Genomic DNA, 19,931 nt, shown 5'->3' on the forward strand with positions numbered 1-19,931 from the left:
CAACTAGACTGGGGTCGTGTCTGAAATCACCCCTGATCTTGTGCGCCATCTCGGCGTGCTCGCGCGCATCCAGCTGAACGACGACGAGGTGACGCGGCTCACGGGCCAGCTCGACGCCATCGTCGACAACATCGCCAAGGTGTCGGAGGTGGCCACGGCCGACGTCGCCGCCACGAGCCATCCGATCCCCTTGAGCAACGTCTTCCGTCCGGACGTCGTCGGGCAGACGCTCACGCACGAGCAGGTGCTGCAGAACGCCCCCGACGCCGCCGACGGCCGCTTCCGGGTGACCGCGATCCTGGGAGAAGAGCAGTGAGCGACATCATCCGGCTGACCGCGGCGGAACTCGCCGACAAGCTCGCGGCGCGTGAGGTCTCCAGCGTCGAGGCCACCCAGGCGCACCTGGACCGTATCGCCGCGGTCGACGGCGACGTGCACGCGTTCCTCCACATCAACGAGCACGCGCTCGACGCGGCCGCTGCCGTCGACGCACGCCGTGCGGCAGGGGAGGAGCTCGGCCCGATCGCGGGGGTCCCGCTCGCCATCAAGGATGTCCTGGTCACCACCGACCAGCCGACGACCAGCGGCTCGCGCATCCTCGAGGGCTATCGGTCGCCGTACGACGCGACCGTCGTCGCCCGCTCGCGCGCGGCCGGTCTCATCCCGCTCGGCAAGACGAACATGGACGAGTTCGCCATGGGCTCGTCGACGGAGCACTCCGCGTACGGCCCGACGCGGAACCCCTGGGATCTCGACCGGATCCCCGGTGGATCCGGCGGCGGTTCGGCCGCCGCCGTGGCCGCGTTCGAGGCCCCGCTCGCGCTCGGCTCGGACACGGGCGGCTCGATCCGTCAGCCTGCTCACGTGACCGGCACGGTCGGGGTGAAGCCCACGTACGGCGGAGTCAGCCGCTACGGCGCGATCGCCCTCGCGTCGAGCCTCGACCAGGTCGGCCCGGTCACGCGCACGGTGCTCGACGCCGGTCTGCTGCACGATGCGATCGGCGGCCACGACCCGAAGGACTCGACGTCGCTCGACGAGCGGTGGCCGTCGTTCGCCGCTGCAGCGCGTGAAGGTGCGAGCGGGGACGGCCTCAGAGGTCTCCGCGTCGGTGTCATCCGCGAGCTTCCCGACAGCGGCTTCCAGCCGGGGGTCGCCGCGTCGTTCCGCAGCGCCCTCGCGCTCCTGGAGGCTCAGGGCGCCGAGATCGTCGAGATCGATGCGCCGCACTTCGAGTACGGCGTCGCCGCGTACTACCTGATCCTCCCGGCGGAGGCGTCCAGCAACCTGGCGAAGTTCGACTCGGTCCGCTTCGGTCTGCGCGTGACGCCGGAGGGTAACCCCACGGTCGAGGACGTCATGTCCGCCACGCGCGACGCCGGATTCGGCGACGAGGTGAAGCGACGCATCATCCTCGGCACCTACGCGCTGTCCGCGGGCTACTACGACGCGTACTACGGCAGCGCCCAGAAGGTCCGCACGCTCATCCAGCAGGACTTCGCCGCCGCCTTCGGCCAGGTCGACGTGATCGCCACGCCTTCGGCGCCGACCACGGCGTTCAAGCTCGGCGAGAAGATCGACGATCCGCTGCAGATGTATCTCAACGACATCACCACGATCCCCGCGAACCTCGCGGGTGTGCCCGGCATCTCGATCCCGAGCGGCCTGTCCGACGACGACGGCCTGCCCGTGGGCATCCAGTTCCTGGCTCCGGCCAGGGAGGATGCCCGTCTCTACCGCGTGGGAGCGGCGCTGGAGACACTCCTCGTCGACTCGTGGGGGGCACCGCTCCTCACCCGCGCACCGCAGCTCGCAGGAGGGAACCGCTGATGGCCGCCGCAGCCAAGCTGATGGACTTCGACAGGGCTCTCGAGCTGTTCGAGCCTGTGCTCGGGTTCGAGGTGCACGTCGAGCTCAACACGAACACCAAGATGTTCTCCGACGCGCCGAACCCGGCGAACGAGGCGTATCACGCCGCCGAGCCCAACACGCTCATCGCCCCGGTCGACCTCGGTCTGCCCGGGTCGCTGCCGGTCGTGAACGAGACGGCCGTGCGCTCGTCGATCAGCCTCGGACTCGCACTGGGCTGCTCGATCGCGGAGTCGAGCCGGTTCGCGCGGAAGAACTACTTCTACCCCGACCTCGGCAAGAACTACCAGATCTCGCAGTACGACGAGCCGATCGCGTTCGAGGGGTCGGTCGAGGTGGAGCTCGAAGACGGCACCATGGTGACCATCCCGATCGAGCGCGCGCACATGGAGGAGGACGCGGGCAAGCTCACCCACATGGGCGGCGCGACCGGACGCATCCAGGGCGCGGAGTACTCGCTGGTCGACTACAACCGCGCAGGGGTGCCGCTGGTGGAGATCGTCACCAAGACGATCTTCGGCACCGAGCACCGGGCGCCGGAGGTGGCGAAGGCGTACGTGGCGGCGATCCGCGACATCGTGCGCGGTCTGGGCATCTCGGAGGCCCGGCTGGAGCGGGGCAACCTGCGCTGCGACGCCAACGTGTCGCTGCGTCCGCGGGGGCAGGAGAAGCTCGGCACGCGTACCGAGACGAAGAACGTCAACTCGATGCGCTCCGTGGAACGCGCCGTCCGGTACGAGATCCAGCGCCAGGCGCAGATCCTCGCCGACGGCGGCACGATCATCCAGGAGACCCGCCACTGGCACGAGGACACCGGCACCACCTCGCCGGGCCGTCCGAAGTCCGACGCGGACGACTACCGGTACTTCCCCGAGCCGGACCTCCTCCCCGTGCAGCCGGCCCCGGAGCTGATCGAGGAGCTGCGCGCGGCACTGCCTGAGCAGCCCGTCGCCCGGCGCCGCCGGCTCATGGCCGAGTGGGGTTTCACGCCGCTGGAGTTCCAGGACGTCCGCAACGGCGGTCTGCTCGACGTCGTCGAGGCGACGATCGCGGCGGGCGCGACGCCGGCGACCGCGCGCAAGTGGTGGACGGGTGAGATCAGCCGCCTGGCGAACGCGCAGGAGAAGGACGCCGCGGAGCTGATCACCCCCGAGAACGTCGCGGCGTTGCAGAAGCTCGTCGACGAGGGGACCCTCACCGACAAGCTCGCCCGCCAGGTGCTCGAGGGCGTCATCGCCGGCGAGGGCACTCCGCAGCAGGTGGTCGATGCCCGGGGCCTGGCCGTGGTGTCCGACGACGGCGCGCTCGTCGCGGCGATCGATGAGGCCCTCGCCGCACAGCCCGACGTGATGGCGAAGATCCAGGACGGCAAGGTGCAGGCCGCCGGTGCGATCATCGGTGCGGTCATGAAGGCCATGAAGGGTCAGGCCGACGCCGCACGCGTGCGCGAGCTCATCCTCGAGCGCGCTGCCCAGTAGCCGTCTCTCCCGGGCCTCGTGTCCGGGGTCCGGGAGAGAATGGACGCATGGGACACGGTGACGGCAGAGGGCGCATGGTGTCCGCGGCCGATGCCGACGACACCGGAACCCGCATCCTGCATGTCGACATGGACGCGTTCTACGCCGCGGTCGAGGTGCTCGACGATCCGAGTCTGCGGGGCCTGCCCCTCATCATCGGCTCGCCGGACGGTCGTTCCGTCGTCTCCAGCGCCTCGTACGAGGCGCGGCGCTACGGCGTTCGGTCCGCGATGCCCGTCTCGCAGGCTCTCCGCCTGTGCCCGACGGCCAGGGTGGTACCGCCGCACTTCCCCCGCTATCAGGCGGTCTCGCGCCAGGTGATGGCCATCTTCGAGTCGTTCACCCCGCTGGTGGAGCCCCTGTCCGTCGATGAGGCGTTCCTCGATGTGCAGGGCGTGCGTCGGCTGTGGGGGAGCCCGGCGAGGATCGCCGCGCAAATCCGGGAGCGCGTCTCGGCGGAGGTCGGCATCACGTGCTCTGTGGGCGTGGCCGAGACGAAGCACGTCGCCAAGATGGCGTCGACGATCGCGAAACCCGACGGCATGCTCGTGGTATCGGCCGCGGAGACGCTCGACTTCCTGGCCCCGCGGTCGGTGCGCGCGTTGTGGGGCGTGGGACCGAAGGCGGCGGAGGCGCTGGAGGCGCGAGGCATCCGTACGATCGGCGACATCAGGGCGACCACGGCCGACATGCTCGACCGTGCAGTGGGCCCGGCGCTGAGTGCGCGGCTGGCGCAGCTCTCGTGGGGCCGGGATGCGCGGGCGGTGGACACCGAGCGCGTGGAGAAGAGTATCGGACACGAGGAGACGTTCGACGTCGATGTCGACGACCGCGCGTTCCTGCGTGCGGAGCTGTTGCGGCTGGCCGATCGCGTGGGCGCGCGGTTGCGTCGTGCCGGGTGGGAGACGTCGACCGTGTCGATCAAGATCCGCTTCGCCGACTTCCGCACGGTCACCCGGTCGCAGACCCTGAGCGACCCGACCGCCGTGAGCCAGCGCATCGGGGAAGCGGCGCAGAGTCTGTTCGAGCAGATCGATCGGCGCGATCCGATCCGTCTGGTCGGCGTGCGGGCCGAGAGACTGCAGCCGGCGGGCGGCTCCGCCCTGGCGCTCTGGGACGACGACGAGGACTGGCGCCGCGTGGAGGGGGCGGTGGACGAGGCGATCGCCCGCTTCGGGACGGCGACGATCAGCCGCGCGCGTCACATCGGTCGCGGCGAGGGTCGCGGGGCCGCGCGGCATCCGAAAGACCACGGCATCGCGGATTGAGGGGCGCGCACGCGGGCGGGGTCGGCTACCGTGGGAGCATGCCGAACATTGCACTGGAACTCGGGAAGCAGGTCGCGTCCTTCGGCGTGAAGAGCGCGTACGGTGAGCCGCAGGATGTCGACGGCGTGAGCGTGACGCCGGTCGCATTCACCTACTCCGGTTTCGGGGGCGGCAGCGGCGACGGTGCCGAGGGCGGCGGTGGGGGCGGTGTCTCGATTCCCGTCGGCGTCTACGTACGCCGCGAGGAGGGGCTCCGCTTCGAGCCGAACATCGTGACGCTGCTCGTCGTAGCGGTGCCCTTCGTGTGGGTCACCGGTCGTGCCCTCACGCGCATCATCCGTGCCCTCAAGAAGTGACGATCCCGTCGCGGCGGCGCTTCGCCAGGCCGCGGCACTGATCGCGCAGGACATCCGCGTCCTCGCTGCGGCGAACCCGATGGTGGTCGTCGACGGCGGGAGCGGTGCTGGCAAGACCTCGCTGGCGGAGCTGCTCGCGCGGAACTGGCCGCTCGTCGGACGGGTGCAGGTCATCGCCCTCGACTCGCTGTACCCGGGCTGGGACGGCCTGGAGTCCGGCGTGGAGCGAGCGGTGGACGGAATCCTGCGGCCGCACGGGCGGGGCCTGCTCGGCTCCTGGCGTCGGTGGGACTGGGAGCAGAACACGGAGGCGGAGAGTCATGCCGTCGACCCATCGCTCGGTGTGATCGTCGAAGGCAGCGGCATCCTCCGTCCGTCGACGGCCGACCTCGCCGATGTCCGCATCTGGGTGGAGGCGGGGGAGGAGTCGCGAAAGGCGCGCGCGCTCGCGAGGGACGGCGACACGTACCGACCGCACTGGGAGCGGTGGGCGGCGCAGGAGCGTCAGCACCTCCTGCAGCACCACCCGCGCGAGCTGGCGACGCGCATCGTCACGGTGCCGTGACCGCCGGTATCCGGTCTCAGGCCCCGATGTCGTCGGCCGCTTCGATGAGCAGTTCGAGCCGGTAGCCGAGCCAGTCGTACACGGCCATCGCCTCACCACCCGCGACGGGCTCCTCCACGGTGAGGCCGAGCCGCGTCGCGATCACCAGACGGATGGCGGTGAGGGTGCGCAGCCAGGAGTCGATGTCGCTTCGCCGGATCGTCACCTCCCGGAGCTCGCGGGCCTGTTCCGGCGTGAACGGCGCCTCCGGGTCGAAGGCGGAGAGCGCCGACCGCACGGTGCGCGCATCCAGGACACGCCGGTCGGTCACGTCGTCGCGAGTGGCCGCTGCGAACGCGGCCGCGGCACCCTCGTCGTCGGGATAGGGGTTGGGCGTCAGTCGGGCGATCGCGGGGTCACTCGGATCCTGCTCGGCGATGAGGGCGAGGAAGTCGTCGACGATCCGCAGGAGCTGGGCGCCCTCGATGGTGGCGACGGTGAGGATGAGGGGGGCGGTCATGCGGATGCCTTCCGCACGGTCGCCCAGAGCCCGTAGTCGTGCATCGCCTGCGCGTGGACCTCCATCGTCTCGCGCGGCCCTGTCGCCACGATCGCGTGGCCCTCGTTGTGCACGGCGAGCATGAGTGCGGTGGCGTGCTCCTCGGTGTAGCCGAAGTAGGTGCGGAAGACACGGACCACGTAGCTCATGAGGTTCACCGGGTCGTTCCAGACGACGACCTGCCAGGGCTCGAGCGGTGCGGCGGACAGATCCGTGCTCTCGTCGAGATCGGGGAGTGCCGTGCTCATCGTCACGCCCATCCCAGCTCGTGCAGGTGCGCATCGTCGATGCCGTGGAAGTGCGCGATCTCGTGCACGAGCGTCGTGTGGATCTCGTCGCGCAGATCATCGAGGGTCTCGCACTGGGCGAGGTGTGGCTCGCGGTAGACGATGATCCGATCCGGGAGTTCGCCCATGCCGTACTGTGTGCGTTCCGTCAGTGCGAGACCGTCGTACATCCCCAGCAGGTCGAGACTGCCGTCCTCGGGGCGGTCCTCGACCACGAACACGACGTTGTCGAGGCGGTCCACCATGTCGTCGGGCAGCAGGTCCAGCTCCTCGATCACGAGGGCCTCGAATGCGCCGGCGTCCATGTCCATCCAGACCAGCCTAGGGGCCATTCGGGACACCGGTCAGTGCAGCAGGACCAGCAGCGCTGCCACGAGGATGAACAGGCCGCCGAAGACGGCGTTGAGGATGCGCTGCCCGCGCGGCGAGGCCGTCAGGCGGCGGAAGGGCCGGGCCGCCACCGCGAAGAACCCCCACATCACCAGCACGTCGACCACGATGACCGTCGCGATCAGCGCGAGGTATTGGGGAAGCTGTGGCTGGTCGAGCCGGATGAACTGGGGAATGAACGCGAGGAAGAAGACGATCGCCTTGGGGTTGAGCAGGTTGACCCAGAAGCCCCGGCGCATCATCGACCAATGGCTCTCGTGCGCCGGTGCGGGGATGGGCGCGTCGTCGAGCGGTGGTGTCGGGCGGCTGAGGATGAGGCGGAGGCCGAGGAAGACGAGGTAGGCGGCGCCCGCGTAGCGGATGAGGGTGAACAGCACCTCGGATCGGGAGACGAGCAGACCGACGCCCGCGGCGACGATCACGACATGAACGATCAGAGCGATCTGCTGGCCGATGATGCCCCAGATGGAGCGCCGCCAGCCCTGCGACAGGGAGTTCGACATCGTGTTGATCGCGCCAGCGCCGGGCGTGAAGCTGATCACCACCGACGCGGTGAGGAGCGAGAACCAGACCGCCAGTGACACGGCTCCAGTCTAGAGCCGCAGGGCAGCGTCGATCCGCGCCTCGAAACGGAAGAAGCCCGGTTCCGAGGAACCGGGCTTCTTCTCTCCGGGTGAGTAACGGGGCTTGAACCCGCGACCTCCTGGACCACAACCAGGCGCTCTACCAACTGAGCTATACCCACCATGCGCCCGCCTGCGCGGGCAACCCTACGAGTCTATTACATGTTCGAGGTGAACTCCGACACGGTGCGCGTCGCGATCTCCTTGGCATCGTCGCTCGACGGCCCCGGCTCGTCGACGAACACGGCCTCCCGGTAGTAGCGGAGCTCACGGATGGACTCGAGGATGTCGGCGAGCGCGCGATGGCCACCGTCTTTCACCGGTGCCTGGAAGAACACTCGCGGATACCAGCGCCGGGAGAGCTCCTTGATGCTCGACACGTCCACGTTGCGGTAGTGCAGCCACTGGTCGACCTGCGGCATGTACTTGGCGAGGAACATGCGGTCGGTGCCGATCGTGTTGCCCGCGAGGGGTGCCTTGCGCTCGAGCGGGACGAAGCGACGGATGTAGGCGAGCGTCTGTTCCTCGGCTTCCGCGAGCGTGACGCCCCGCGGGATCTCCTCGATCAGCCCGGAGGTCTCGTGCATCTTCGTGACGAAGTCGTTCATGTGGGACAGCGCCTGATCGCTCGGCTTGATCACGACCTGGAATCCGGGGTCGAGGGGACGCAGCTCGAAGTCGGTGACGACGACCGCGATCTCGACGAGCTCATCCATGGAGAGATCGAGGCCCGTCATCTCGCAGTCGATCCAGACCAGGCGATCGTTCTCGGAGGCAGCTACCATGTCGTCATCCTATCGAGGGCACCGACATCGCCCGCCTGCCCGCGGTACGGTAGGACTGTCCGCCTCCGTAGCTCAGGGGATAGAGCAGGAGCCTTCTAATCTCTTGGTCGCAGGTTCGAATCCTGCCGGGGGCGCTTCCGATCGACGTAGCGACGGCATCAGCAGTGGCGAAGCGCGGCCACGGCATCGTCGGCACGCCAGAACTCTCCGATCAGCCGGAAGCGGCCGGTCGCGAGGTGCAGCCGCTCCGCCCGGTAGCGCAGACCGAGCGGGTCCGGCACGAGCCTCAGGTGACCGAGGACATACTCCCGCGAGTCCTGGACCCGCCACAGGTGGTCGGCGGCGCGGACGAGATGCTCCTTCTCCGAGGAGAGACGAGGTGCGGCGAAGGGCACCTCGGGGGCCGTGGCGGACGTTCGTTCAGACATCGATTTCTCCCTTCCTGCAACAACGCTAGGACGGGCCACCGACATTCGCGCCGCGCCGGGACACGCGTCTGACCGGGCTCTTCCTCCACGCTTCGTCGATGTCGGCGATGCGTCCCCACAGCGCGTGGATGCGTCAGTCGATGCTCCTGCCGTCACCGCAGGCTGGAGACATCCGGAGAGGCTCCGGCGACAGAAGGAGAACAGCATGACCGAGATGATCACCGTCGTGGGGCGTGTGGCGACCGATCCGCATCAGGGGCACACCGGCGCGGGGGTGCCCGTCACCAACTTCCGGCTGGCGAGCACGCACCGCCGCTTCGAACCGACGACCCAGACCTGGGTCGACTCCAAGACCAACTGGTTCTCCGTGGCGGCGTTCCGGCAGCTCGGTCAGAACGCCAGGGCGTCGCTGCGGGTGGGCGACAGCATCGTCGTGACCGGCCGCCTGCGCATCCGGGCCTGGGAGAGCAATGGGAAGCAGGGCACGAGTGCCGACATCGAAGCCGACGCGATCGGGCACGACCTGCGGTGGGGGACGACCGCGTTCCGGCCGTCGCCGAGACGCTCTCCGGAGACCGTGGCGGAGGGGGAGAAGGATGGGGAGCAGTCTCCCGGTGCCGACTCCGCGAGTGGAAGCGCGCGGACGGCGGCGAGTGGCCGAACCGGAGACGATCTGGGTGACCTGTGGGGCATCGACGGTTCCGGGGACGGGGGTGCGGCGACGGACCAGGCGTTCCCCGACGGCTTCCTCGGAGCGGGAGCCAGGGTGTCGGCGGGGCAGTAGGGGCAGGCGCGCAGCGTCAGCCACGCACCGTCAGCACGCCGGGCTGTGGGTGTGGGCGACGTAGACTCGGCTCGTGCTCCGAACGGCCCCGTCACTCGCCCGCACCGCCCGCGCGTTCGTCGGAGCCGGTGCGATCCTCGTCCTCCTCGTCGGATGCACGGCCGCCGCCGGCGAGCATCCGACGCCGCCGAGCTCCCTGTCGCCCTCGCCCGCGGATACGGCGACGGCGTCGCCGGCACTGCAGCCCGAGGGCACCGCGGAAGACAATCTTCCGTATTTCCGGGCGATCGCGGAGGGTGTGTGGGCCTCGGAACAGCGAGCGGAGGGTCGGGCCTATATCGACGCGCTGGTGGCCGGGGGCTTCGATCGCACCGCCATGCAGGTCACGCCCGACCAGACCACCGTGGGCAACCCGGTGGAGAGCCTCCAGTTCTCGGTGCGCTGGGGAGAGGAGTCCTGCCTGGTGGGACAGGTCGGTCCCTCGACGGGACAGGTGGTGGCCGTCGTCATGCCCCAGCTTGCCGAGGGACGCTGCCTGGTCGGGACGACGCGTCCGATCGACTGGTGATGCTTCGATCACGAACCCTGCCGCCGACGGCCGGTAGGCTGGAGTGTCGATCTTCGACGCCAACAGAAGGAGCGGTTTTCGGTGGCTGAGTACATCTACTCGATGGTGCGTGCGCGCAAGGCGGTGGGCGAGAAGCTCATCCTCGACGACGTCACGATGGCGTTCCTTCCCGGAGCGAAGATCGGCATGGTCGGCCCCAACGGCGCCGGCAAGTCGACGATCCTGAAGATCATGGCCGGGCTCGACACGCCGTCCAACGGCGAGGCGAAGCTGTCGCCCGGCTATTCGGTCGGGATCCTCATGCAGGAGCCGGAGCTGGACGAGTCGAAGACCGTGCTGGAGAACATCCAGGACGGCATCGCGATCAAGGCGAAGCTCGACCGCTTCAACGAGATCTCGGCGCTGATGGCCGATCCCGATGCGGACTTCGATGCGCTGCTCGCCGAGATGGGCACCCTGCAGGAGGAGATCGACGCGGCCGACGGCTGGGACCTCGACTCCCAGCTCGAGCAGGCCATGGACGCACTGCGCACGCCCCCCGGCGACGCCGCGATCGCCCCCCTCTCCGGTGGAGAGAAGCGACGTGTCGCCCTCGCCAAGCTCCTGCTGCAGAAGCCGGATCTGCTGCTCCTCGACGAGCCGACCAACCACCTGGACGCGGAGAGTGTGCTGTGGCTCGAACAGCACCTGCAGTCGTACAAGGGCGCCGTCATCGCCATCACCCACGACCGGTACTTCCTCGACCACGTGGCCGAGTGGATCGCGGAGGTCGACCGCGGTCGGCTGATCGGCTACGAGGGCAACTACTCGACCTACCTGGAGAAGAAGGCCGAGCGTCTCGACATCCAGGGCAAGAAGGACGCGAAGCTCGCCAAGCGCCTCAAGGACGAGCTCGAATGGGTCCGTTCCAGTGCCAAGGGTCGCCAGACGAAGTCGAAGGCGCGACTCGCGCGCTACGAGGAGATGGCCGCGGAGGCGGAGCGGACGCGGAAGCTCGACTTCGAGGAGATCCAGATCCCCGCGGGGCCGCGCCTGGGCAACGTGGTCATCGAGGCGAAGAACCTGAAGAAGGGCTTCGACGGACGCTCGCTGATCGATGGCCTCAGCTTCAGCCTTCCGCCGAACGGCATCGTCGGCGTGATCGGTCCGAACGGCGTCGGCAAGACCACACTGTTCAAGACCATCGTCGGTCTCGAGCCCCTCGACGGCGGCGACCTGAAGATCGGCGAGACGGTCAAGATCAGTTACGTCGACCAGTCGCGCTCGTCGATCGACCCGAACAAGACGCTGTGGGAGGTCGTCTCCGACGGGCTCGACTTCATCACGGTCGGCAAGACGGAGATCCCCTCGCGGGCCTACGTGTCGAAGTTCGGCTTCAAGGGTCCTGACCAGCAGAAGAAGGCCGGTGTGCTCTCGGGCGGTGAGCGCAACCGCCTGAACCTCGCGCTCACGCTGAAGGAGGGCGGCAACCTGCTGCTCCTCGATGAGCCGACCAACGACCTCGACGTCGAGACGCTGAGCTCGCTGGAGAACGCCCTTCTCGAGTTCCCCGGCTGTGCCGTGGTCATCACCCACGACCGGTGGTTCCTCGACCGCATCGCGACGCACATCCTGGCGTACGAGGGCACCGACGAGAAGCCCGACCAGTGGTACTGGTTCGAGGGCAACTTCGAGGCCTACGAGCAGAACAAGATCGAGCGCCTCGGGCCCGACGCGGCCAAGCCGCACCGGTCGACCCACCGCAAGCTCACGCGCGACTGACCCGATGACTGCGCCTTCGCCGGGAACCCGCCTGCACATCCCGATCCACCTCCGCTGGGGGGATCTGGACGCGTTCAACCACGTCAACAACACCTCGATGCTCAAGCTGCTCGAGGAGGCGCGCGTCCGCGCGTTCTGGCGGGCGGGTCCCGGCGAGGAGGCGCCGTCCACGGCGGTGCTCGACTCCGGCATCGACGAGGGCATCCTGACGCTGATCGCGCGGCAGGAGATCGAGTACCTCGCGCCGGTGCCGTATCAGCGTCGACCGCTCGAGGTGCAGATGTGGTTCGGCAAGCTCGGCGGGTCCAGTGTCGAGGTCTGCTACGAGGTGCACAACGACCCGGCCGCGGAGCCGCGGGTGCTGTACGCGCGGTCGACAGCAGTGATCGTGCTCGTCGAGGCCGCGACGGGTCGCCCCACGCGACTCACCTCCGAGATGCGCGAGGCCTGGGAGCCGTACGTCGGCCCTTCCATCGAGTACGCGCACCGCTGACCTCGACGGCCGTGTGACCCGCGCCGAACGCTCGGATCAGGATGCCTCCGACGGCACGCGGATCATAATCTCCTGCGCCACGCTCGCCACCAGCGAGCCGTCGCGCGTGTAGATCCGCCCGGTGGCCAGCCCGCGCCCGCCGCGCGCGTTCGGGGACTCCTGCGCATACAGCAGCCACTCGTCGACGCGCGCGGGACGGTGCCACCACATCGCGTGATCGAGGCTCGCGACCTTGAGTCCCTGGTGTGCCCACGAGACCCCGTGCGCGCGCAGGATGGACTCCTGGATCGTCATGTCGCTGAGGTACGCCAGTGCCGCGCGATGCAGCCGCTGGTCGTCGGGGAGCGGAGCGCGCAGTCGCATCCAGACGGCCTGACGCGGGACCCGGGCATCGTCGTTGGGGAGGTACAGCGGCGACTCGACGTGACGGATGTCCGCGGCGCGATCGGTGAGCATCCGCCGCGCGCCCCCGGTGAGTCCGGGAACGCGATCCTCGTCGGGGAACAGCGTCTCCGGGTCGGGCACGCCCTCGGGCATGGGCTCCGCGTGCTCGACTCCCGGATCCGCATCCTGGAAGGACGCGATCATCGAGAAGATCGGCACCCCGTTCTGGTACGCCTGCGTGCGGCGCGTCGAGAATGAGCGGCCGTCATGGATGCGGTCGACGGCGATCGTGATGCCCTGACTCGCGTCACCGGGCCGCAGGAAATAGCCGTGCATCGAATGGACGGCGCGATCCTCCGGCAGGGTGCGCTCCGCCGCGAGGAGCGTCTGCGCCAGCACCTGGCCTCCGTAGATGCGGCCGCTCGGCATCGGGTGCGAGGAGCCCGTGAAGATGTCCTCGGTCGTCCGGGCCTGGGTGGCGTCGAGGTCGAGAACCTCGAGGAGTCGATCGACGGTCTGGATGGCGTGGTCGTCCGCGCTCATGGGTTCCTCTCCGCGACCGCAGGCGCCGCACCTCTTGGTAGTTTAGAACGCGTGCCGCCTACGCTCCTGCTCGCCGATCCCGACACGGCGAAGGATGTCCTGACGTTCGTGGGCCGCGCCGGTCGCGCGGGCGACGGGGGAGTACGACTTCAGGCCTCGCGCGGGGTCCTGGCGCTGACCACGGCCGTGCTCTCGCCGCAGACCCTGTTCGATCAGACCCCCACGATCCTCGCGATGCGTATCGTGCACGCGGACCCTGAGCTCGAATGCGACCTGGTCGTCGACAGCCTGTCGCCCGCCGACACCCCCGAACGCCTCATGCTGCCGGACACCGGCCTGTCGCCGTCCTGGGCCGGGGTATCCCCGCCGCGCCAGGGCTGGACCGTGGAGGCGTCGCTGGAGGCGTCCGTCGTCGCGCAGCGCGCACAGTGGGGGATCTCCGCCGTGGCGCGGGGGGCGGGCGCCGGCTCGGGCGAGGAAGCGGTTCGCGCGCTCCGAGCGGCCATCTGGGGCGAGCCCGACGACGATCTCGGCGGGCTGCCGCGCGGTGTGGCGTTCGCCGCGGACGCCATGGGCTTCATCTCGGGCGAGGAACAGGTCGGGGTGTCGCGCGCCGGTCGCTGGTCGCGGCTCGCCTTCCGTCGCGGGCATGTGCTGGCACGAGGCCCCGTGGCATCCGGGCTCACGGGCGTGCGGGCCACCGGCACCCGAGCCTGACGGCGCTGCCACCTCGGAGCGACGGGACGGGCGCCAGGGCCTGATGGGACGGCCGAAGCGCCGGCGTGACCCGAGGGCGAGAGCCACGCTCGTCGATCGACCGCGCCGGGGCGTATCCGAGGGTTTCGCCACGAGCCCCGTGGCGCGGGGTCAGTCCGCCGCCGCGGCGGCCGACCTTCCCGCCTGTCGCCCGGAGAACAGGCACCCTCCGAGGAACGTGCCCTCCAACGCCCGGTACCCGTGGACACCGCCACCGCCGAAGCCGCTCGCCTCGCCCGCGGCGAACAGGCCAGGGATCGGGATGCCCTGGGCGTCCAGCGCACGACCGTCGAGGTCGGTGTGGATGCCGCCCAGCGACTTGCGGGTGAGGACGTGCAGCTTGACCGCGATCAACGGGCCGGCGGCCGGGTCCTGCAGCCGGTGCGGCGCTGCCGTCCGGATGAGCTTGTCACCGCGGTAGCCGCGCATCGAGCGCAGCATGCCGATCTGGGCATCCTTGGTGAACTCGTTCTCGATCTCGTGGTCGCGCGCGACCACCTCGCGCCGCACGGTGTCGATGTCGAGCAGCTCGCCACCGTCATGCCGGCTCATCTGCTCCAACAGCGACTCCAGGTCGTTCTCGACGATGAAGTCCTGTCCCTCGTCGAGGAACGCCTGGACGGGGCCGGTCGGTCCTTTGGCGAGCCGCGACTTCAGCAGCAGCCCTACATCCTTGCCGGTGAGGTCGGGGTTCTGCTCGCTCCCGGACAGGGCGAACTCCTTCTCCACGATCTGCCGCGACGTGACGAACCAGGAGTGGTCGTGACCGGTGCGCCGGAGGTGCGCGAGCGTCCCGAGCGTGTCGAACCCGGGGAACAGCGGCACGGGGAGGCGCGCGCCCGTCGCGTCGAGCCACAGGGACGAGGGGCCGGGGAGGATGCGGATGCCGTGCGCGGGCCACACCGGATCCCAGTTCGTGATCCCCTCCACGTAATGCCACATGCGGTCGCCGTTGATCAGGCGGGCGCCGGCGGCCGCGGTGACGGCCTGCATCGAGCCGTCGACATACGCCGGGACGCCGGAGAGCATGTGCGCCGGCGGCGTTCCCAGCCGTTCGGGCCACGCCGCACGGACGAGCTCGTGGTTGCCGCCGATCCCTCCGGACGACACGACGGTCGCCTTCGCCGTGATCTCGAACGCGCCGATCACCTCGCGGGAGGACGGCACTCCCCGTTCCGCACCGCTGGAGGCGAGGACGGAGCCGCGGGCGCCGGTGACACGTCCATCCGTGACGATGAGGCTCTCCACGCGGTGCCGCGCGAGCACGGTGAGCCGACCGCTGCGCTCGCCCTCCTCGACGGCCGCGGCGAAGGGGGCGACGATCCCGGGGCCGGTGCCCCAGGTGATGTGGAATCGCGGCACCGAGTTGCCCGGTCCGATCGCGCCGTAGCCGCCGCGCTCCGCCCAGCCGACCACGGGGAAGAAGCCCACGCCGAGGCTGCGCAGCCATGAGCGCTTCTCCCCGGCGGCGAACTGCAGATACGCCTCGGCCCAGCGGCGCGGCCACTCGTCCTCCGGGCGGTCGAAGCCCGCGTTGCCGAACCAGTCCTGGGTGGCGAGCTCGAGCGAGTCCTTGATGCCGAATCGGCGCTGCTCGGGGGAGTCCACGAAGAAGAGTCCGCCGAACGACCACCACGCCTGGCCGCCGAGGTTCGTCCGCGGCTCCTGGTCGACGACGATGACGCGGCGTCCGGCCGCCAGTGCCTCGCGGGCGGCGACCAGTCCGGCCAGCCCCCAACCGATCACCAGGACGTCCGTGGTCGGGGGCTTCGTCGTCATGTGTTCTCCGTTGATTCCTGACGTGCGCGGGTCTCGAGCGTCGGGCGCCCGTGGGGAGTCGTGCCGATGCCGGACGGCTCGAATGTGTTCACCATGGCATAGGCGGCGCGCTCCAGGTAGTCCCAGAGCGTGGATTCGTGCAGCGGAGACAACCGAGCCTCGTCGACGGCGGTGCGCATGTGACGAAGCCAACGATCACGCGCGTCCGGGTCGATGTGGAACGGCATGTGACGCATGCGCAGGCGCGGGTGTCCGCGGGTCTCGCCGTACGTGGTCGGACCGCCCCAGTACTGTTCCAGGAACATCCGCAGGCGGTCCTCGGCGGGGCCCAGATCCTCCTCGGGATACATCGGCTTGAGCACCGGATCGAGGGCGACCTCGCGGTAGAACACGGAGACGATCTTCCGGAACGTCTCTGCGCCCCCGACCTCGTCGTAGAACGTCATCTGTCGCCATTCCCCTCGGTCGACGGCTTCTTGCGGCGCCAGATGCCGCGGTCCGGGATGACCGGCACGCCCGTGACGGCGTTCGGCCGGGTCTTCGGCGGGTTCGCCCCGCGCACGCGCCGTGCGCCTTCGAGCCCTGTCGGCACGACATCGGACATGCGCGGCACCGCGATCTCCTTCTCCAGCAGAGCGGCCCGCAGCCGGCGCCGCAGCTCCTGTGCGACGTCGTCTCTGGCGTTCGCCCTGGTCTTGATGACGACGCGGACCACAAGGGCGTCGCCGTCGATGGATTCCAGGCCCCACAGCTCGGGCTTCTCGACGATGCGCGTCCGCCACTTGGGGTCCTTCGCGAGGCCCTGTGCCGTCTCGAGCATGATGTGCTCGACCTGGTCGAGGTCGGCGTCCGGGGCGACGCCGGTGTCGACGATCGCGCGTGCCCATCCCTGGGACATGTTGCCGATGCGCGTGACCTCGCCGTTGCGGACGTACCAGAGCGTCCCGTTCACGTCTCGCACCTGGGTGATCCGCACGCTCACGTACTCGACCACGCCGCTCGCCAGACCAAGGTCGACCACGTCACCGATGCCGATCTGGTCCTCCGCGACGAGGAACATCCCGTTGAGCACATCTTTGACGATGTTCTGGGCGCCGAAACCGAGACCAGCACCCACGGCGGCGGTCAGCAGCGTGAGCGACCCGAGCAGGCTGGGACTGAGAGCGTTCACGACCAGCACGATCGCGATGACCACCAGCATCACGTTGACGATGTTCTGGAGGATCGTGCCCAGGGTCCTCGTGCGCTGGACCAGACGCATATCGGCGAGCGGAGAGCGTTCGAGCGCCTGGGTGTCGTCGACCGACGCCTTGTTCTTCGCGCTGTCCACGATCCGGTGCACGACGCGCCTGATCACGCCCCGCAGCACGAAAGCGATCACCACGCAGGAGGCGATGATGATCGCGACGACGAGCGCTTTGCCGCCGATGTGTCCGAGCAGGGTCAGCAGGTCCTGGACCCAGTCGGGAAGCGGGGTGGGAGTGGGGTCTGGCGTGGTCTCGAGAGGGAGGATCATCGCTGCCGAGTTTACCGAGCGGGCCTCTGCCCCGGCTGGAAGCGCGGCGGCAGAGGCCCGGACGGAGGGTGGCGCCGATCAGTCCTCGGCGTCGCGGGACTGCGCCGCCAGCGCGCGCTCGACGTCGGCGAGGTTCTCCAGCACGAGGCGACGGAGCGCCGGCGGAGCGTCCTGGTGCGAGGACAGCCACGAGCGCGTCGCGTCGCGCAGCGCCACGTCGGCCAGCGCCGTGGGGAACAGGCCGACGATGAGGTACTGGGCGATCTGGTAGGTCCGCGACTCCCACACCGGCAGCAGCATGTCGAAGTACTTCGGCACGAACTCGCCGAGCACGTCGGCGCCTGCGGGGTGCACGAAGCCGAGGGCTGCCGACCGGACGATCGTGTTCGGCGCGTCATCCCGCTCGATCAGAGAGGCCCACGCGGCCTGCTTCGAGGCGGCGTCGGGAAGAGCGGCTCGTGCCTGCGCGGCGAACTCCGCGCCCTTGGCGGTGTTGTCGGCGGCGAGAGCGGCGTCGATCGTCGCGGCGTCCGTCGCTCCGATGGTCGCGAGTCCGACGAGCAGCTGCCAGTTCAGGTCGGCGTCGATCTCGAGACCGGGGAGGGTCTCCTCGCCGGAGCGCAGGCGCCCGACGATGCCGGCGTGCTCAGGGGTGACCAGGGCGTTCGCGAACGCCGTGACGAACTGGAGCTGGCTGTCGCTGCCCGCTTCTGCGGCTTCGGCGAGGGCCCACAGGCCGTCCGCGACCTTGAGTCGCGCCGCCTGGCGCTCCTCGGGTCGCACGTACAGCGTGGCCGCCGTGCGCAGCTGGGCGAGCGTCGTGCGGACCGTGGTCGACTCGGTCTCGCGGCCGATGTTGCCCAGCACGAGGTCGATGTAGTCCGAGGCCGCCGTCTCCGCGTCGCGCGTCTGGTCCCAGGCGGCGCCCCACACGAGGGAGCGCGCAAGCGGGTCGTGGATGTCGGCGAGGTGTGCGATCGCCGTCGCCAGCGACTTCTCGTCGAGACGGATCTTGGCGTAGGCGAGGTCGTCGTCGTTCAGCAGGATCAGGTCGGGGCGCGCGAGGCCCTGCAGTTCGGGGACCTCGGTGCGGTCGCCGTCGACATCGACCTCGACGTGGTGGACGCGCGTGAGCGTGCCGTCCTGCAGCGAGTAAAAGCCGATGCCCAGGCGGTGCGGACGGATGGTCGGGTAGTCCGCCGGGGCGGTCTGGGTGATCGCGAAACGCGAGATCTTGCCGTCGTCGCCCTCGGCCACCACGGGCTCGAGCGTGTTGACGCCGGCCGTCTCCAGCCACTTCTTCGACCAGGTGCCCAGGTCGCGTCCACTCGTGGCCTCGAGCTCCGACAGCAGGTCGCTGAGCTCGGTGTTGCCCCACGAGTGCTTCTGGAAGTACTGCGACACCCCGGCGAAGAACGCCTCGATGCCGACCCATGCGGCGAGCTGCTTCAGCACCGAGCCGCCCTTGGCATAGGTGATGCCGTCGAAGTTGACCTGCACGTCTTCCAGGTCGTTGATCTCCGCGACGATCGGGTGCGTGGAGGGGAGCTGATCCTGGCGATAGGCCCAGGTCTTCTCCATCGCGTTGAACGTGGTCCAGGCCTCGGTCCATTCGGTGGCCTCGGCCGTCGCGATGGTGGAGGCCCACTCCGCGAACGACTCGTTGAGCCACAGGTCGTTCCACCACTTCATGGTGACCAGGTCGCCGAACCACATGTGCGCGAGCTCGTGCAGGATCGTGACGACCCGGCGCTCCTTGACGGCGTCGGTGACCTTGCTGCGGAAGACGTACGTCTCGGTGAACGTGACCGCACCCGCGTTCTCCATCGCCCCGGCGTTGAACTCGGGCACGAACAGCTGGTCGTACTTCGCGAACGGGTAGGGGACGCCGAACTTCGATTCGAAGTACGCGAAGCCCTCACGGGTCTTGTCGAAGATGTAGTCGGCGTCGAGGTGCTGCCACAGGCTCTTGCGGCCGTAGACGCCGAGCGGGATCACGCGGCCGGAGGCGCTGGTGAGCTCGGAGAACGTGGACTCGTAGGGTCCCGCGACGAGGGCGGTGATGTAGGAGGAGATGCGCGGCGTCGGCTCGAATCCCCAGGTGGCGGTGACGTCGTCGTCGTGCACAATGGGCTCGGGCGTGGGGGAGTTGGACACGACCTTCCACGCCGCGGGCGCCGTGACCGTGAACTGGAACGTCGCCTTGAGGTCGGGCTGCTCGAAGACCGCGAAGACGCGGCGCGAGTCCGGCACCTCGAACTGCGAGTACAGGTAGACCTCGCCGTCGACGGGGTCGACGAATCGGTGCAGGCCCTCGCCCGTGTTGGTGTAGAGGCAGTCCGCGTCGACGACGAGCACGTTCTCGGCCTGCAACCCGGACAGCGCGATGCGAGAGTCGGCGAAGACCTCCTGCGGGTCGAGCTGCTCGCCGTTGAGAGAGATCTCGCGCACGTCGCGGGCGATCAGATCGATGAAGGTGAAACCGTCGGGCGTCGCGGAGAAGCGCACGACGCTGCGGGAACCGAAGACCTCGGCGCCCTTCGTCAGATCGAGGGCGACCTCATAGGAGTGCGTGTCGATGACATCGCGGCGCTCCTGCGCTTCGATTCGGGTGAGGTTCTCTCCAGGCACAGCTGTACTCCCAGGGGTGAGGGGATGTCACCGGGGTCGGCGCAGTTGGCGCCGACGGCAACCATGACAGCCTACGCCAGTGCGCGAGGC

General features: G+C 69.3%; 22 protein-coding genes and 2 tRNA genes. 12 read left to right on the top strand and 12 right to left on the bottom strand.

Annotated elements, in window-relative coordinates; genetic code table 11:
* Nucleotides 1–16 precede the first annotated feature (16 nt).
* The 6 genes from gatC to ACFV3I_RS10115 are packed head-to-tail and all read left to right on the top strand — an operon-like array spanning nucleotide 17 to nucleotide 5,575.
* Nucleotides 17–316: an Asp-tRNA(Asn)/Glu-tRNA(Gln) amidotransferase subunit GatC gene (gatC, locus tag ACFV3I_RS10090; protein ID WP_136031845.1), complete on the top strand. Its 300-nt coding sequence runs from the start codon at nucleotides 17–19 to the stop codon at nucleotides 314–316.
* Nucleotides 313–1,830: an Asp-tRNA(Asn)/Glu-tRNA(Gln) amidotransferase subunit GatA gene (gatA, locus tag ACFV3I_RS10095; protein WP_136031847.1), complete on the top strand. Its 1,518-nt coding sequence runs from the start codon at nucleotides 313–315 to the stop codon at nucleotides 1,828–1,830. Before gatC ends, gatA begins: the two co-directional genes overlap by 4 nt.
* Complete coding sequence (gatB, locus tag ACFV3I_RS10100) at nucleotides 1,830–3,347, top strand: Asp-tRNA(Asn)/Glu-tRNA(Gln) amidotransferase subunit GatB (RefSeq protein ID WP_136037384.1); 1,518 nt, start codon at nucleotides 1,830–1,832, stop codon at nucleotides 3,345–3,347. The genes gatA and gatB overlap by 1 nt, the downstream gene beginning before the upstream one ends.
* Nucleotides 3,348–3,394: 47 nt before the next feature.
* Complete coding sequence (locus tag ACFV3I_RS10105; protein WP_136037383.1) at nucleotides 3,395–4,654, top strand: DNA polymerase IV; 1,260 nt, start codon at nucleotides 3,395–3,397, stop codon at nucleotides 4,652–4,654.
* A gap of 38 nt (nucleotides 4,655–4,692) precedes the next feature.
* Complete coding sequence (locus ACFV3I_RS10110) at nucleotides 4,693–5,010, top strand: hypothetical protein (RefSeq protein WP_136031854.1); 318 nt, start codon at nucleotides 4,693–4,695, stop codon at nucleotides 5,008–5,010.
* Nucleotides 4,994–5,575, top strand: coding sequence for a hypothetical protein (locus ACFV3I_RS10115; protein WP_378822768.1), 582 nt, complete (start codon nucleotides 4,994–4,996; stop codon nucleotides 5,573–5,575). Before ACFV3I_RS10110 ends, ACFV3I_RS10115 begins: the two co-directional genes overlap by 17 nt.
* A 16-nt stretch (nucleotides 5,576–5,591) precedes the next feature.
* Here ACFV3I_RS10115 and ACFV3I_RS10120 read toward each other — a convergent pair whose 3' ends face one another.
* From ACFV3I_RS10120 to orn, 6 genes are all read right to left on the bottom strand, one after another.
* The gene (locus ACFV3I_RS10120; protein WP_378803674.1) at nucleotides 5,592–6,074 is read right to left on the bottom strand and encodes a DUF2017 family protein; all 483 of its coding nucleotides are present in this window, start codon (nucleotides 6,072–6,074) and stop codon (nucleotides 5,592–5,594) included.
* Entirely contained in the window at nucleotides 6,071–6,361 is a 291-nt protein-coding gene (gene clpS, locus ACFV3I_RS10125) for an ATP-dependent Clp protease adapter ClpS (protein ID WP_136031860.1), read from the bottom strand. The genes ACFV3I_RS10120 and clpS overlap by 4 nt, the downstream gene beginning before the upstream one ends.
* A 2-nt stretch (nucleotides 6,362–6,363) precedes the next feature.
* Complete coding sequence (locus tag ACFV3I_RS10130) at nucleotides 6,364–6,711, bottom strand: metallopeptidase family protein (protein ID WP_247638756.1); 348 nt, start codon at nucleotides 6,709–6,711, stop codon at nucleotides 6,364–6,366.
* Nucleotides 6,712–6,744: 33 nt separating this feature from the next.
* Nucleotides 6,745–7,374: a LysE family transporter gene (locus ACFV3I_RS10135; RefSeq protein WP_378822769.1), complete on the bottom strand. Its 630-nt coding sequence runs from the start codon at nucleotides 7,372–7,374 to the stop codon at nucleotides 6,745–6,747.
* Between the two features lie 88 nt (nucleotides 7,375–7,462).
* Nucleotides 7,463–7,535 (bottom strand) — tRNA-His (locus ACFV3I_RS10140).
* Nucleotides 7,536–7,571: 36 nt separating this feature from the next.
* Nucleotides 7,572–8,198: an oligoribonuclease gene (gene orn / locus ACFV3I_RS10145; RefSeq protein ID WP_247638757.1), complete on the bottom strand. Its 627-nt coding sequence runs from the start codon at nucleotides 8,196–8,198 to the stop codon at nucleotides 7,572–7,574.
* A 61-nt stretch (nucleotides 8,199–8,259) separates the two neighbouring features.
* On the opposite strand from orn, the gene ACFV3I_RS10150 reads away from it, so the two are divergent.
* Nucleotides 8,260–8,332: transfer RNA gene (locus ACFV3I_RS10150), tRNA-Arg, on the top strand.
* Between the two features lie 24 nt (nucleotides 8,333–8,356).
* Here ACFV3I_RS10150 and ACFV3I_RS10155 read toward each other — a convergent pair.
* Complete coding sequence (locus tag ACFV3I_RS10155; RefSeq protein WP_247638758.1) at nucleotides 8,357–8,626, bottom strand: hypothetical protein; 270 nt, start codon at nucleotides 8,624–8,626, stop codon at nucleotides 8,357–8,359.
* 205 nt (nucleotides 8,627–8,831) lie between these two features.
* Here ACFV3I_RS10155 and ACFV3I_RS10160 point away from each other — a divergent pair, with 205 nt between their 5' ends.
* The 4 genes from ACFV3I_RS10160 (at nucleotide 8,832) to ACFV3I_RS10175 (ending at nucleotide 12,232) form a co-directional block, all read left to right on the top strand.
* Complete coding sequence (locus ACFV3I_RS10160) at nucleotides 8,832–9,410, top strand: single-stranded DNA-binding protein (protein WP_247638759.1); 579 nt, start codon at nucleotides 8,832–8,834, stop codon at nucleotides 9,408–9,410.
* A gap of 73 nt (nucleotides 9,411–9,483) precedes the next feature.
* A complete protein-coding gene (locus ACFV3I_RS10165; RefSeq protein ID WP_240744576.1) occupies nucleotides 9,484–9,978 on the top strand; it encodes a DUF6993 domain-containing protein in 495 nt (164 codons plus the stop codon).
* Nucleotides 9,979–10,059: 81 nt separating this feature from the next.
* Nucleotides 10,060–11,739, top strand: a complete 1,680-nt coding sequence (gene ettA / locus ACFV3I_RS10170; protein ID WP_136031871.1) for an energy-dependent translational throttle protein EttA — start codon at nucleotides 10,060–10,062, stop codon at nucleotides 11,737–11,739.
* A gap of 4 nt (nucleotides 11,740–11,743) precedes the next feature.
* Nucleotides 11,744–12,232 carry a thioesterase family protein gene (locus tag ACFV3I_RS10175; RefSeq protein ID WP_136037378.1) on the top strand — a complete coding sequence of 163 codons (489 nt, stop codon included), beginning with the start codon at nucleotides 11,744–11,746 and terminating at the stop codon, nucleotides 12,230–12,232.
* 36 nt (nucleotides 12,233–12,268) lie between these two features.
* Here the strand turns inward: ACFV3I_RS10175 and ACFV3I_RS10180 are convergent, their stop codons facing one another.
* Nucleotides 12,269–13,159 (bottom strand): acyl-CoA thioesterase II, encoded by an 891-nt coding sequence (locus ACFV3I_RS10180; RefSeq protein ID WP_247638760.1) that lies wholly within the window; start codon nucleotides 13,157–13,159, stop codon nucleotides 12,269–12,271.
* Nucleotides 13,160–13,210: 51 nt separating this feature from the next.
* On the opposite strand from ACFV3I_RS10180, the gene ACFV3I_RS10185 reads away from it, so the two are divergent.
* The gene (locus ACFV3I_RS10185) at nucleotides 13,211–13,876 is read left to right on the top strand and encodes a hypothetical protein (RefSeq protein WP_136031878.1); all 666 of its coding nucleotides are present in this window, start codon (nucleotides 13,211–13,213) and stop codon (nucleotides 13,874–13,876) included.
* Nucleotides 13,877–14,026: 150 nt separating this feature from the next.
* On the opposite strand, the gene ACFV3I_RS10190 is transcribed toward ACFV3I_RS10185, so the two are convergent.
* From ACFV3I_RS10190 to pepN, 4 genes are all read right to left on the bottom strand, one after another.
* Nucleotides 14,027–15,694, bottom strand: coding sequence for an FAD-binding dehydrogenase (locus tag ACFV3I_RS10190; RefSeq protein ID WP_247638761.1), 1,668 nt, complete (start codon nucleotides 15,692–15,694; stop codon nucleotides 14,027–14,029).
* The gene (locus tag ACFV3I_RS10195) at nucleotides 15,691–16,140 is read right to left on the bottom strand and encodes a globin (RefSeq protein WP_136037375.1); all 450 of its coding nucleotides are present in this window, start codon (nucleotides 16,138–16,140) and stop codon (nucleotides 15,691–15,693) included. Before ACFV3I_RS10195 ends, ACFV3I_RS10190 begins: the two co-directional genes overlap by 4 nt.
* Nucleotides 16,137–17,210 carry a mechanosensitive ion channel family protein gene (locus ACFV3I_RS10200; protein WP_136031884.1) on the bottom strand — a complete coding sequence of 358 codons (1,074 nt, stop codon included), beginning with the start codon at nucleotides 17,208–17,210 and terminating at the stop codon, nucleotides 16,137–16,139. The genes ACFV3I_RS10195 and ACFV3I_RS10200 overlap by 4 nt, the downstream gene beginning before the upstream one ends.
* Before the next feature lie 78 nt (nucleotides 17,211–17,288).
* The gene (pepN, locus tag ACFV3I_RS10205) at nucleotides 17,289–19,841 is read right to left on the bottom strand and encodes an aminopeptidase N (protein WP_247638762.1); all 2,553 of its coding nucleotides are present in this window, start codon (nucleotides 19,839–19,841) and stop codon (nucleotides 17,289–17,291) included.
* Nucleotides 19,842–19,931 lie beyond the last annotated feature (90 nt).

The organism is Microbacterium sp. NPDC059771 (genome assembly GCF_042732495.1).
Classification (GTDB): domain Bacteria; phylum Actinomycetota; class Actinomycetes; order Actinomycetales; family Microbacteriaceae; genus Microbacterium; species Microbacterium sufflavum.

Bases quoted from the DNA above. Each gene is read 5' to 3' on its own strand.
- gatB (WP_136037384.1), top strand. From the start codon at position 1,830: ATGGCCGCCGCAGCCAAGCTGATGGACTTCGACAGGGCTCTCGAGCTG.
- ACFV3I_RS10105 (WP_136037383.1), top strand. From the start codon at position 3,395: ATGGGACACGGTGACGGCAGAGGGCGCATGGTGTCCGCGGCCGATGCC.
- ACFV3I_RS10110 (WP_136031854.1), top strand. From the start codon at position 4,693: ATGCCGAACATTGCACTGGAACTCGGGAAGCAGGTCGCGTCCTTCGGC.
- ACFV3I_RS10120 (WP_378803674.1), bottom strand. From the start codon at position 6,074: ATGACCGCCCCCCTCATCCTCACCGTCGCCACCATCGAGGGCGCCCAG.
- clpS (WP_136031860.1), bottom strand. From the start codon at position 6,361: ATGAGCACGGCACTCCCCGATCTCGACGAGAGCACGGATCTGTCCGCC.
- ACFV3I_RS10130 (WP_247638756.1), bottom strand. From the start codon at position 6,711: ATGGACATGGACGCCGGCGCATTCGAGGCCCTCGTGATCGAGGAGCTG.
- orn (WP_247638757.1), bottom strand. From the start codon at position 8,198: ATGGTAGCTGCCTCCGAGAACGATCGCCTGGTCTGGATCGACTGCGAG.
- ACFV3I_RS10155 (WP_247638758.1), bottom strand. From the start codon at position 8,626: ATGTCTGAACGAACGTCCGCCACGGCCCCCGAGGTGCCCTTCGCCGCA.
- ACFV3I_RS10160 (WP_247638759.1), top strand. From the start codon at position 8,832: ATGACCGAGATGATCACCGTCGTGGGGCGTGTGGCGACCGATCCGCAT.
- ACFV3I_RS10175 (WP_136037378.1), top strand. From the start codon at position 11,744: ATGACTGCGCCTTCGCCGGGAACCCGCCTGCACATCCCGATCCACCTC.
- ACFV3I_RS10180 (WP_247638760.1), bottom strand. From the start codon at position 13,159: ATGAGCGCGGACGACCACGCCATCCAGACCGTCGATCGACTCCTCGAG.
- ACFV3I_RS10190 (WP_247638761.1), bottom strand. From the start codon at position 15,694: ATGACGACGAAGCCCCCGACCACGGACGTCCTGGTGATCGGTTGGGGG.
- ACFV3I_RS10195 (WP_136037375.1), bottom strand. From the start codon at position 16,140: ATGACGTTCTACGACGAGGTCGGGGGCGCAGAGACGTTCCGGAAGATC.
- ACFV3I_RS10200 (WP_136031884.1), bottom strand. From the start codon at position 17,210: ATGATCCTCCCTCTCGAGACCACGCCAGACCCCACTCCCACCCCGCTT.